The sequence below is a fragment of the Anabaenopsis arnoldii genome, from assembly GCF_028331025.1.
GTDB lineage: Bacteria > Cyanobacteriota > Cyanobacteriia > Cyanobacteriales > Nostocaceae > Anabaenopsis > Anabaenopsis arnoldii.
The window spans coordinates 1-12363 of record NZ_JAQMUH010000155.1; the positions used below are offsets into that span (position 1 = coordinate 1).

8 protein-coding genes and 1 pseudogene are annotated in these 12363 nt (G+C 42.8%); 4 read left to right on the forward strand and 5 right to left on the reverse strand.

The annotated features are described in order from the left end of the window. Positions 1-815, forward strand: an 815-nt coding sequence (locus PN457_RS13965; RefSeq protein ID WP_271733975.1) for a group II intron maturase-specific domain-containing protein, incomplete at its 5' end; no start/stop codon positions are given. 125 nt (positions 816-940) lie between these two features. After that, positions 941-1888: a DUF1517 domain-containing protein gene (locus PN457_RS13970; protein WP_271733976.1), complete on the forward strand. Its 948-nt coding sequence runs from the start codon at positions 941-943 to the stop codon at positions 1886-1888. A gap of 277 nt (positions 1889-2165) precedes the next feature. On the opposite strand, the gene PN457_RS13975 is transcribed toward PN457_RS13970, so the two are convergent. The 3 genes from PN457_RS13975 to PN457_RS13985 form a co-directional block, all read right to left on the reverse strand. Next, a complete protein-coding gene (locus PN457_RS13975; RefSeq protein WP_271733982.1) occupies positions 2166-3335 on the reverse strand; it encodes a DNA cytosine methyltransferase in 1170 nt (389 codons plus the stop codon). Between the two features lie 184 nt (positions 3336-3519). Next, entirely contained in the window at positions 3520-3957 is a 438-nt protein-coding gene (locus PN457_RS13980; RefSeq protein WP_271733977.1) for a DUF6918 family protein, read from the reverse strand. Between the two features lie 156 nt (positions 3958-4113). Further along, positions 4114-6021 carry a heavy metal translocating P-type ATPase gene (locus PN457_RS13985; protein ID WP_271733978.1) on the reverse strand — a complete coding sequence of 636 codons (1908 nt, stop codon included), beginning with the start codon at positions 6019-6021 and terminating at the stop codon, positions 4114-4116. A 129-nt stretch (positions 6022-6150) separates the two neighbouring features. On the opposite strand from PN457_RS13985, the gene PN457_RS13990 reads away from it, so the two are divergent. Next, positions 6151-7305, forward strand: coding sequence for a precorrin-8X methylmutase (locus PN457_RS13990; RefSeq protein ID WP_271733979.1), 1155 nt, complete (start codon positions 6151-6153; stop codon positions 7303-7305). Here PN457_RS13990 and PN457_RS13995 read toward each other — a convergent pair. Next, a pseudogene (locus PN457_RS13995) lies at positions 7255-7413 on the reverse strand (iron chelate uptake ABC transporter family permease subunit); the annotation flags it as partial. The gene PN457_RS13990 and the pseudogene PN457_RS13995 sit on opposite strands and share 51 nt — an antisense overlap. 155 nt (positions 7414-7568) lie before the next feature. On the opposite strand from PN457_RS13995, the gene PN457_RS14000 reads away from it, so the two are divergent. Further along, positions 7569-10868, forward strand: a complete 3300-nt coding sequence (locus PN457_RS14000; protein WP_271733980.1) for a DUF4912 domain-containing protein — start codon at positions 7569-7571, stop codon at positions 10866-10868. Between the two features lie 110 nt (positions 10869-10978). Here PN457_RS14000 and PN457_RS14005 read toward each other — a convergent pair whose 3' ends face one another. Beyond that, positions 10979-12106 (reverse strand): homospermidine biosynthesis protein, encoded by a 1128-nt coding sequence (locus PN457_RS14005; protein ID WP_271733981.1) that lies wholly within the window; start codon positions 12104-12106, stop codon positions 10979-10981. Positions 12107-12363: the final 257 nt, after the last annotated feature.

The following is a 12363-nucleotide window of genomic DNA, read 5'->3' on the forward strand; positions in this document are numbered from 1 at the left end:
GCTTCAATGTGAGGCAATGCTCAGTTGGTAAATACAACTCAGGATTGAATACGCAGAAGGAAATACTAGGATTTAAAACCATCATCACCCCATCTAAGAAATCTGTTAAGAGACATTACGAAAAGGTTTCGGACACCATCAAAAGAAACTTACCAACACCACAATCGAGATTGATAGGTAAACTTAATCCTATAATTAGGGGATGGTGTAATTACTACTCATCGGTAGTAAGTAAAGAAATCTTCAGTAATATCTCTAAACAGGTTTATCAACGGTTTTACAGATGGGCAAAGCGCCGACATCCCAATAAACCCAGCAAATGGATAACCAATAAATATTGGCATACCATTGGAGGTAATAACTGGGAATTTGCAGTAAAGATGGATGATAAGTTCATAAAACTGCATAGACACCCAGAGACTCCCATTGTACGTCATATCAAGGTTAAAGGCAATGCCTCACCATTTAACGGTGATTGGGTATATTGGAGTTCAAGAATGACAAACCATCCCGAAGCCAATAAAAGAGTAGCGACCCTACTTAAAAGGCAAAAGGGTAAATGTCCAGAATGTGGGCACTACTTTAGGGACGGTGATGTAATGGAAGTTGACCACATCTTACCCATATCTAAAGGTGGAAAAGATGAATATAAAAATCTACAACTATTACACAGACATTGCCACGATAAAAAGACATCCAATGATGGAAGTCTTGTAGGTATTCATGACAAGAACCATATTACCGAGGAGCCGTATGAGGTGAAAGTCTCACGTACGGTTTTGAAGACGAGTCGGTTGGGTGACCGACCGGCTTAGTTTAATAAAAAGTGAATGTTAAAAAGAGCTAGTGTCAATCAACAACTCACTAGTTCGAGTAAGTAAAAGATTTTTGGGAACCTAGAAAGCAATCATAACTAATACAATTTCTAAGCGCCTGTGTTATGGCTAACAAACTAAAACAAACCATCAAACCCTTGTTAAAGGTTTTCTTTCTTTTCAGCCTAGTGTTAACTTTAGCACTTAGCCATGGTGATAATGCATTAGCAGCCCGCAGCGGTGGTCGCATCGGTGGCGGCTCATTTAGAGCGCCTTCTAGCCGCACCTACACACCGCGTACTTATGCGCCTCCTGGTGGTGGAGGATACTATCCCGGTGGTGGTTTCGGCTTTCCCTTCTTGATTCCCTTTTGGGGGATTGGTGGTGGGTTTGGCGGTCTATTTACCATCTTAATTTTCTTGGCGATCGCGAATTTCTTGGTACAAACCTTCCGCCGTGTGAGCGGTGGTGAAGGGGTAGACGTAGAGTATAGCAGCAATCCTGCTGTTTCTGTAACTCGGTTACAAGTTGGTTTATTAGCGCAAGCGCGTGGTTTGCAAACCGAACTTGACCAGATAGCCGAATCTGCTGATACTAACTCCCCAGAAGGGAGAGCAGAAGTATTGCAAGAAGTCAGTTTGGCTTTACTGCGTCATCCAGAATATTGGGTCTACGCAGGTGGGGGTACGCAGCAAGTTAAATTAAATGCGGCTGAAAGTCAGTTTAACCGTTTATCATTAGCCGAACGCAGCAAGTTTAGTGAAGAAACTCTCTCTAACGTCAACAACCAGCTGAAAGCAGCTTTGAAAAAAGAGGCTTTACCCCCTGCTGACCAAATCAGTGAAGCACCAGGGGAATACCTAATTGTTACCCTACTAGCGGCGACATTAGGGAAGTTGGAAATCCCAGAGGTTAACAGTGCTGATGATTTGCGTCAAGTTTTGCGGCGAATTGGTGGAATTCCAGGTGATCAACTTTTAGCTATTGAGGTGCTTTGGACTCCTCAAGCTGAAGGGGATACCCTGACTTCTGATGATATTTTGGCGGAGTATCCTGATTTAAAACTAGTGTAAAGGTCTTCTTCGCAGATGATTCCATTGAGCCATTAGATAGAGTCATTCTATCTACTGGCTTGATTTTTTCGGCTGATATAGAATTTCCCATGCTCGTGAGGTAAACAGTTTTTTAGTTTTAGGGAACAGGGAACAGGGAATAAGTAATAAGTAATAAGTAATAAGTAATAAATTGGTGTGTACTTCATTAGATACACCAAAAGGCTTTATAGTTCTTAAAAGTTCAGAGTTTAAGACTTGTATAAAGCCACAAAAAAAGACAGTTAAAATTCTCTAGCTAAAATAGCGATAGTTGTTCAGATATTTCTTTAGCTTTGGGTTTATTTCCCTGGATTAAATTAAAAAGATAAGTACCAATTTCTTTTGCAAGCAATACCGGAACTGCATTACCAATTTGTTTATATTTAGAACTTATCGAACCAGAGAAGATCCAATCATCGGGAAAAGTTTGAATTTTTGCCGACTCGCGTACAGTTAAAGAACGCAACTCTACGGGATGACACATATCAGTAGCTTTTTGATGTGGACTTGTGGTTATTGTCGGAGAAGGTTTATCCCAGGATAATCTTCTATAAAAACCGACTTTTCCACCTCCCGAATCATAAGCACCGCCCATAGCCTCTTTTTTTAATTCCTCTGGTAAATGTCTCCAGTTTTGTCCTGCTTGTAATAATCTTAAGTATTTTAAGCGATTTTCTGAATAACTTATAAACTCTGACTCTCTATCAACTAAACCTGTTAAAGCATCTCTGAGAGTCCGCCATTTAGGTAGATGTTGACCATTTTGGCAATATTTGGGGAGAGGAAATGTAGCAGTCTCACCATCTCTAGAACCGATAAATACTACACGCTCTCTATTTTGTGGAACGCCATAATCTGCTGCTTCTAAGAGATTATAAACTACCTTATATCCTAGTTGTTTCATTTCTGATAGTACCACCCTTAATGCAGATCCTGGCATTTCATCATCTGCTAAAGGGGGATGATTTTTACCCCGTTCATTAATTGGTCTGTGACGAATAGGTGCTGAAAGTAAACCTTTGACATTTTCCATCAAGAAAAAACGGGGTTGAACTTCTTTAACAATACGAATAAATTCCATAAATAAACTACCGCGAGGGTCCATCACTGAACCTCTTTTTCCGGCGGTACTAAATGGCTGACAGGGTGGACCACCTGTTACTAAGTCTACTTCTCCCACTTGTAAAGCACGACCTAATTTTAAAAATCTTCCTCCTTCCTCAAGTAGTCTTTGGGAACTGAGTTTTTCTATTTCTCTAGGAACAGCACTTTCTTTAAGATCAGGTCTGTTAAGAAGAATTGTTTTTGCAGCATCATGGTCTTTTTCTACTACAGTCACTGTATGAAATCCGGCTGCTTCCATACCTAAATCCAGACCAAATGCACCTGTAAATAGGGAAATAGAAATCCCTTGATCATGTATCATGAGAAGGACTACCACACAGAGTAAATATTCTTGCAGTACAATTATACTACTTGTGGCTAAAATATTTCTAACTTTTGTATGAGCCGAGGATACCGCCATCGGGGGCGGAAATTATCCACTGTGGTGGGTAAATCCCAAGGTTCACCAGTATGTAAATGAATTTCATTCACATACTGGATTGTCCTTAAATTTTAGTATGTTTATCTACTATATTAGCTAAGTCTGGAACTGCTTCTTCTACGTGTTTTTTGGCGGAACTCCGGAATTTTTCATAGGTTCCTTTAACTATTTGCCGCTTTGTGTGCTGGATTCTAGCATCGGTAATACTGAGCATAGCGTCTGCTGTTTCAGAACGACTGGCGATGAGGTGAGATGCGGGATCACCCTTGGCTATACCCTCAGTCCAGAGAGGGTCAAGGGCTGTCAGGAATTGTGGTAGCAGCTGCTCGACAATATAAGGGATGTATCCGGGGTTCACTCCTTTTAAGGCGGTGAAGGCGGTTTTCAAGGCTATACCAGTGATACCTGATTTAGAAGCTAGCTGCTGATCAATCATTTGGCAGCAATCATCTATAAGCATAGCCTTTTTGTTGGCAGTTAACAGCTGTTCAGTTAATCCCATTTTATTGCTCCTGAATATCAATGCAATGCTAATTGTAAGCTAATGGCCATTTAACTGGGTTGACATGGGCGGGTTAAATACCCACAGGTGTTTTGCGGCCGAGTAGCTGATATCATTTCCGGGTGATGGCTATTTAAACCCGGAATCCTGTAAAATTCAGTTTCTCAGTAATCTTAAACCACTGAGTGTAACTAACACTGTTGAACCTTCGTGACCAATGACCCCAATGGGTAAGTTAATGTTGCCTAAAAAGTTACCGATTAACAGTAATATAATAAAGCCTAGAGCTATAACTATATTCTGTTTGACAATGGAGTGCGATCGCCTACCTAATTCGATAGCTGTGGCTAATTTCTCTAATTTATCCGCCATCAATACTATATCTGCGGTTTCCAAAGCTACATCACTCCCGGCTATCCCCATAGCAATACCCACAGAAGCCTGGGCGAGGGCGGGAGCATCATTAATGCCGTCCCCCACCATAGCCACAGTTTGATACTCTTGTTGCAGCTGACGGATCACATTTAGCTTATCTTCAGGTAAGAGTTCCGCATACACTTGATCAATACCCACAGTCTGGGCTACGCTGTCAGCCGTGCGTTGATTGTCCCCGGTAATCATGACAATTTGCTCAACCCCTAACTTTCGCAAGCGAGTAATCATAGATACAGCTTCTGGTCTAATCAGGTCAGCAATGGCGATCGCACCTATGATCTGTTGAGCCTGTGCCACCCAAACCACAGTTTTACCCTGATTTTCCTGAGATTGCGCCCAGGTTTGTAACTCCTCCGGGGACTGGTCTACATATTCCCGGATAAAAGCTGTATTCCCCACAAACACCTGTTGATGGTTGACAAAGCCGACAATTCCCTGTCCGGGTATAGCTTGGACATCAACCCCACATTCCCAACCTGTACCAGCCGCCTGTACAATAGCCTTACCAATGGGGTGTTCAGAGCAGGATTCCAAAGCTGCAGCTATTTTTAATACTTCTGGCTCCGAATATTCACCACTAGAAATTACCCCATAAACTTGCAGATTACCTGTAGTTAAAGTACCAGTTTTATCGAAAGCAATGGCGCGAACCTGACCAATTTTTTCTAACTGCGCCCCATTCTTAAATAAAATTCCCTGTCGTGCACCATTAGCAATACCCGATAACAGTGTAGGCATAATTGCCGCCATCAGGGCACAGGGAGAAGCCACCACCAAAAAAGTCAAAGCACGATAAATAGTAACTTCCCAACTCCAACCCCAAATTAAGGGCGGTAAAAACACCAACAACACCCCGCCGACCACAACTACCCGGGCATAGATGCGTTCAAATTGCTCAATAAACTGTTGAGAAGGGGGTGCGTCCGTCTGTGCTTGTTCCACCAAACGAATCACACGCTGAATCAAACTGCTAGAAGGTGGTTTATGTACCCGAAGATGCAAAGCGCCAAAACCGTTGAGAGTTCCGGCAAAAACCTCATCTCCCACAGACTTTTCTATAGGTAAAGACTCCCCTGTAATTGCTGCTTGATTGAGGCTACTATAACCAGATATAATTATACCATCAGTAGGAATCAATTCACCTGGTTTAACAATAATTTCATCACCCACCTTGAGTTGAGTAATAGGCAGCATTTCTGCTTCTCCCCCCAGTAAAACCCGAGCTGTATCTGGTGTCAAACTCATCAAACTACGGATACTCTTCTCAGTGCGACGCATAGCGTAACCTTCCAGTGCGCCACTAATAGCAAAGATGAGGATCAAAATTCCCCCATCAATAATTAGATAGTATTCCCCACGCCATAAACCCAACCCAGCAGCACCCAGAGCAGCCACAATCATTAACAGATCAACATCTAATTCTTGTTCTTTAATCAGAGTGGTCAAACCCTCCCGGGCGCTATCATAACCACCAATCACATAAGCAGCGGGTAAAAACAGCAAAGCCCATCCTAACCAATCAACAGACAAAGCCAACCAACCCACAAACAAAAACATACCACAAAACACAGCCGCCAAAGTATCCGAACCTTCGGCAATAAATCTTGTTAAACCCCGATAACTCAGCATAATAACTCATTGATCACAATGCCCTCACCCTAAACCTTGACATTACTGTCAATGTCAAGCCTAAAATCGATAAAAACCACTTTGCGAACCTTTGCGTTAACCTTTGCGAACCTTTGCGTTTAAAAACAGATGACCACCCTAACAATCAAAGAACTCACCCAAGCAGTAGGACAAGGGATAACCCCGCGGATGGTGAGACATTACCATCAACTAGGACTACTACCACAACCACAGCGATCGCCTGGTAACTACCGCCTGTACACACATAGAGATATAGTTAGACTGCAGCGCATAGTCGCCTTAAAAAACCAAGGCTTTCAACTTAACCATATTCGCCAGATTTTAGAAATAGAACCAGAAACAGACAACAGCAAAAGCCTAACAGAGCAACTGCAAAAACAATATGGGGCCGTAATGCAGCAAATATCCCAACTCAGACAAACAGCCTCAGCATTAGAGAGCTTATTAGGACGCGATCGCCATTGTCAAATCATGCAAGCCGAGGTATTATCGCAACTCAAACTGTTAGAAGTAGAAACCCAAGTAGGACTAGGAGAACTTAATCAACTGTGGAGTGGGTTAGATGCAGAAGTACATAATCATGCAGAAGCATTTACCGAGTCATTACAGCGCATCCTTCCTGACCTGTCCGAGCGTTCGGAAATTGAACAACATTTAATAGCTGAACTAGTTTTAGCCTGTGGTGATGTGAGTTTAGTATCCTTTGTCAAACTCAGTCCAGGTGCGATCGCCACCAGTCGTAAAAGCTTAAAAACCGGGTGTAAAATAGTCGTAGATATACCCACAGTCGCCGCCGCCTTAGACCAAACCAGACTCACCCACTTAGGGTGTGAAATTATCACCTTAATTGACAACCCCCATATTACCACTGCCCCAGAGGCCGAGACAGAATTCTGGGAGCAGGACAAATGGCGGCAAAAACTTGCCCAAATCAGTAATAATAGTATATTAGTCATAGGCTACGCCCCATCAGTCCTCTTAGAGACCTGTGAAGCCATCAAGCAGCAGAAAATCGCACCAGCCCTGATTATAGGCTTACCCATAGGCTTTAGCCACGCTCCTGCGGCCAAACGCCGACTTATGCAACAACCGATACCATACATTACCATAGAAGGGACTCTAGGAGGAGGCTTACTAGCGGCCACAGCCCTCAACTCTTTAGTGGAAACCTTAATCACCAAACCCCACTGCCACTGTCATCTGACAAAAATATCAGTATCTGCGCCGCAAAATCAACCAACTAATAACCGGAGTTCCAATTAAAGCTGTCACAGAGTTGATGGGTAAAACCAGGTGATTTCCTGGTAACTGAGACACCAAATCTGCAATTAAAGCCAAAATACCCCCCATGATCCTCGCAGCAGGTATTAAATTAAACTCTTGAGTAATCTGAGAGCGAGTACATGACCCCGTTGTCAAAAAGTAATGATAAATTTCATCCCAGATGTATAATTAGCGCGTCTGCTCCTAATATAAAGAGATACAATTCCAGATCCTCTAGCTTTGTCTACCCAGATCAATAATATATGTGGCAAGAAGAAAAAAAAGATAGTGCAATAGTTACTCTAGCATTATTGCTGTCTTTAGTGACTACCCCTATGACAGTACCTTTGTTTGTACCGACATCAGTGCTGGCACAATCTGCTACTGACTCTTTCCTAGCGCCTCAAACAGTGGAAGATCAGACTAAAATCAAAATTGATGGTTCTACCAGCTTGGGAGCAATCAACCGCAGTTTAAAACAGAGTTTTGAGCAAGGGTTTTCTGGGACAAATGTAGAGGTTGCAACTAATGGGTCTGATGCGGCGATTTCAGCTTTGCTAAGTGGAAATATTGATATAGCAGCGATACCTCGTGATTTGACTCCAGAAGAACAAGCCCAAGGTCTGGCACAAGTATTGATTCACAGTGCAAAAATTGCTATCATAGTTGGGCGGGATAATCCCTTTGAGGGTAGTTTGACTTCTGAGCAATTCGCCGGTATTTTCAGCGGAAATATTACCAACTGGTCAGAAGTTGGAGGTACAGATAGTAATATTCGATTCATTGACCGCCCGGTAAATAGCGAAACTCGCAACACATTTCGCACCTACCCAGGTTTTCAGGGATCTGAACTGGTTACAGGCGCGAATGCTACCGTAGTCCTAGAGGATGATACCACGGAAATTATCGCCAGACTGGGCAATGATGGTATTAGCTATGCCCTGGTTCATGATGTATCGCGTCTGCCCAATGTGCGAGTGATTCCTGTGAATGAAACTTTACCGGATCAGCTTAACTATATCTATTCCCTGCCTTTGGTGTATGCTTACAGGCAAAATCCTAGCCCCAATTTAGATGCTTTTATCAAGTTTACCCAGGCAGTACCAGGAAAGCAAGCCATAGAAACGGCCCTGGCTGGGAGAGAAGTAGAAACACTAGAAATTCCTGGACTAGATCCTCCAGCTCCCCTATTAGATGAAGACCAGTCGCCAGAAAATATTTCTAGTTCTGATCAGATGCCTGAGATACCTTTATGGTGGCTTTTATTACCTACGCCTGTTATAATTGGGTTACTAATATGGCTGTTCCGGTCACGTCGGGCAGATCCTAAGAAAAAAGTCCCTGGTTATACTGCCGAAATCTCTAAAAAAAATGAGGACTCAACCCCCAGAAATGATACCTCTGTTACAGCAGCAACTGCTACGGGGTCTGTTGTTGTGCCTGAAACAGTGAATGATCAAGAACCGGTTGAAACTGAAAATTTTCAAGCTACAGATTCTCAAATCTCAGAAGTGGTGTTTGAAGAGGAAAATTGGCAGAGCAAATACTCTCTTGACCAAACAGCAGCACAACACCAGCCAGAATTTGATTTAAGCGCCAGTTTGCGACTAAGTGAAAATATATCGGCACGGGTGACCAATTTACAGGAAATATCCCTAGATATTAGTGAAGAGGTGTTGAATACAGTAGCCGATGCAGCTGAACCCATCAACCATGGGACTGTCTGTGATTATCCGGAGAGGACAGATATTTTTGCAGACAGTGAAACCTTTGTAGAAATGGGGATTGACCATGAGGGTCATGGGGGCGAAGATCCATTGTTGAATCATCCCCTGGGGGATAGCTTGGCTGGCGTAGTCATGGCCGCTGCAGTGAATGGGGATCTGAGTATTATCCTTAAGCTGCGAAATCCAGAATGGGCTTATGTGACTTGGTACATTGATCAAACTTGTCAGGAAGGATTATCAAATAATGGCATATCTCAATTGTATCTGCGGCTGTATGATGTGACAGATTTAAACTTGAGTTATCAAAGTCCTCAACTGGTAGATGAATATAAAGTAAAGTGGGAAACACCAGAGAAATATATTCCGATTCCCCAAACAGATCTGCTTGCGGGGACGCTTCGCGATCGCAGTTATATCGCCGCCATAGGTTTTAAGGTAGATGATAATTGGGTAACTATTACCAGTTCTGAAGAGGTGCGCGTTTTTGCTACACCCCAAGAAGACACCAGAGGAGGATTGAATATCGATGGGGAGCGGAGTATGATGCTTAAGCCGCGAAATCCAGAATGGGCTTATGTGACTTGGTACATTGATCAAACTTGTCAGGAAGGATTATCAAATAATGGCATATCTCAATTGTATCTGCGGCTGTATGATGTGACAGATTTAGACTTGAGTTATCAAACTCCCCAAGTGCTACAGGAGTATGAACTAGACTCAGGAATAAAAGAGGAATATATTCCGATTCCCCGCAGCGATCGCGATTATATCGCCGCCATAGGTTTTAAGGTAGATGATACTTGGGTAAGTATTACCAGTTCTGAACGGATTCGCGTTTTTGCTACACCCCAAGAAGATAGTAGGCCAGGATTTCATCTCTATGGCGACCAAAATATTATCCTCCAGCCCAAAAATGCAGAGTGGGCTTATGCCACTTGGCACATTGATGGCCTGGAAGTATTGTCAAATAATGGCATATCTCAATTATATCTGCGGCTGTATGATGTCACGAATTTAGACTTGAGTTATCAAACTCCCCAACTGCTACAGGAGTATGAACTAGAGTCAGGAATCAAAGAGAAATATATTACCATTCCCCGCAGCGATCGCGATTATATCGCCGCCATAGGTTACAATATAGGTGATGATTGGGTAACTATTACCAGTTCTGAACGGATTCGCGTCTTTGGTATACCCTTGACAGATGGCACAGATAAAAATCTCCAAACGGCAAACACAACATTTCTAGATTTACCCGAGATCAGTAATGAGAGTAGTCTGATCCTTCAATTACGTACACCCAAGTGGGCTAATGCCACTTGGTACATTTCCCCATCTGACAAGGAAATATTGCAAAATAACAGCGTATCTCAATTATATCTGCGCTTATATGATGTCACAAATTTAGACTTGAGTTATCAGACTCCCCCTCTGGTACAGCAGTACGAATGCAATGACATTGCGCCTAGTCGTTATGTGGGAATTCCCGAAACTGATCATGATTATATTGCCGAAATAGGTTATACTAACCAAGGCGGTAGCTGGGAAATAATCGTCCGTTCAGAAATAGTTCGCGTATTCAGTCGTCCCCAAACAGATTTTTGGTTGATCACAGATGCTGAATTAATTATCCACGGCTCAACAGAACCCGGTGCAAAAGTAAATATTGCTGGTAAACCCATTAAAGTAAAAACAGACGGTACATTTCACCTCCGGGTTCCTTTCTCCGATGACTCAATTAACTATCTCATGACAGCAACTGCTGCTAATGGGGAAAGTAAAACAATCCGTAGGAGATTTTCTCAGGAAGATTCACGAGTGGAGCAAAAATTATAACTCTTTTGGGGTGGGTATCCCTGGGGTCGGTTAATATGATCTCCGGTGAGACCCACCCTTAAGGGCGGGTTCCATTTAAATCATGCTTTAGGGACGATGAGGAATTATTGCTAAGATACCATATCAGCTACAGCAGCTCGGACTTGCTCCGATGGCTGTGCTAAAGCTGCTAGGTAGTCGGTTTTTAATTTCTCCAGCATTGCTGGTCGTCTGTCATATAACCGCTTCAGAGGTCGAGGTTGACACTGGTTGAGAACATAAGCTGTGACTAATGGTACAGCTATGGTACTATCAGTGTAACAAACAATTGTGCTAGGTAACTCTTCTGGGTCTATTTTACCCCAACTCACAGCTTCCGAGGGAGTTGCACCTGACAAACCTCCGGTATCCGGCCGAGCGTCGGTAAACTGTACAAAGTAATCGTGTCCCCTTTCTTCTAGCCCTAAAACCTCGTGAATTTGCGGTTGTGTTTGTAGTAAAAAGTTCTTAGGGCTACCCCCACCGAGAATTACAGCTGCACTTTTTCCGGCTGATTCTCTGGCACAATAGGCGATCGCTGCTGTCTCATTCACGTCAATAGAAGGGTCTATGACTAACTTTGAACCTTCCAAAGCTAAAGCTGCAACATTCATCCCAATGGAACTATCTCCTGGGGATGAGGTATAAATAGGTACGCCACATTCATAAGCTGTGGCTAACAAACAAGAATGCTGCACTCCCAACTGCTTTTCTACTTCTCGGACATACTTACCCAATAGATAGTGAAACTCGGCAGTTCCCATGGGTTTTTGAAATACTTCTGCTTGGAGAATCTTGCGAATAAAAGCGTCAGTTTCCAGCAAGACATCATAGCCAAAGATAATATCATAGATTCTGATCGTACCATCTTGGCGCAACTTGACATCATCCAAAAACGGATTACCGGCAAACAGTTCAAAACCTAAGCCGTAGTGCATATCATGGTAAAGATTTGCACCTGTACTAATCATCCAGTCAATAAAACCGTTGCGAATTAGGGGCGATAGTGCTGAAACTCCAAATCCAGCTGGTGTCATCGCACCAGAAAGGCTAACTCCCACAGTCACGCCATCTTTTAAGATATCGTGACTCATGAGTTGACAGATTTCTCGCAAACGTGCTGAGTTATAGGCTGTGAAGTAATTATTAATCAAATCTACCACGCCGATATCGGTGGACATGGGTATGGGGGAGATTTTTTGACCCAGTTTTTTTGACATTTTCGCACTCCTGAATAGTAAACACGCTGAATCTAATGTTATCTAGATTTCAGGCAATTATGACATTACCCCTAGGAAAGAATTTCGGCAAAAATTATACTGATATAAGAATAGACTGTATCGAATATTATTTGACCCCACCCCCTTCCTTACAAGGTTAGGTTTTTAATATGATCTGTGAAGGCAAGACCACCGAAGACAAGGAAGGAAAGTGGACAAGGAAGATTTTATCCGGACAATGGTCTTTTAAGGGGCTA

Coding starts and splice junctions, on each gene's coding strand:
- PN457_RS13970 (WP_271733976.1), top strand. CDS start 941: ATGGCTAACAAACTAAAACAAACCATCAAACCCTTGTTAAAGGTTTTC.
- PN457_RS13980 (WP_271733977.1), bottom strand. CDS start 3,957: ATGGGATTAACTGAACAGCTGTTAACTGCCAACAAAAAGGCTATGCTT.
- PN457_RS13990 (WP_271733979.1), top strand. CDS start 6,151: ATGACCACCCTAACAATCAAAGAACTCACCCAAGCAGTAGGACAAGGG.
- PN457_RS14005 (WP_271733981.1), bottom strand. CDS start 12,106: ATGTCAAAAAAACTGGGTCAAAAAATCTCCCCCATACCCATGTCCACC.
- PN457_RS13985 (WP_271733978.1), bottom strand. CDS start 6,021: ATGCTGAGTTATCGGGGTTTAACAAGATTTATTGCCGAAGGTTCGGAT.
- PN457_RS14000 (WP_271733980.1), top strand. CDS start 7,569: ATGTGGCAAGAAGAAAAAAAAGATAGTGCAATAGTTACTCTAGCATTA.
- PN457_RS13975 (WP_271733982.1), bottom strand. CDS start 3,335: ATGATACATGATCAAGGGATTTCTATTTCCCTATTTACAGGTGCATTT.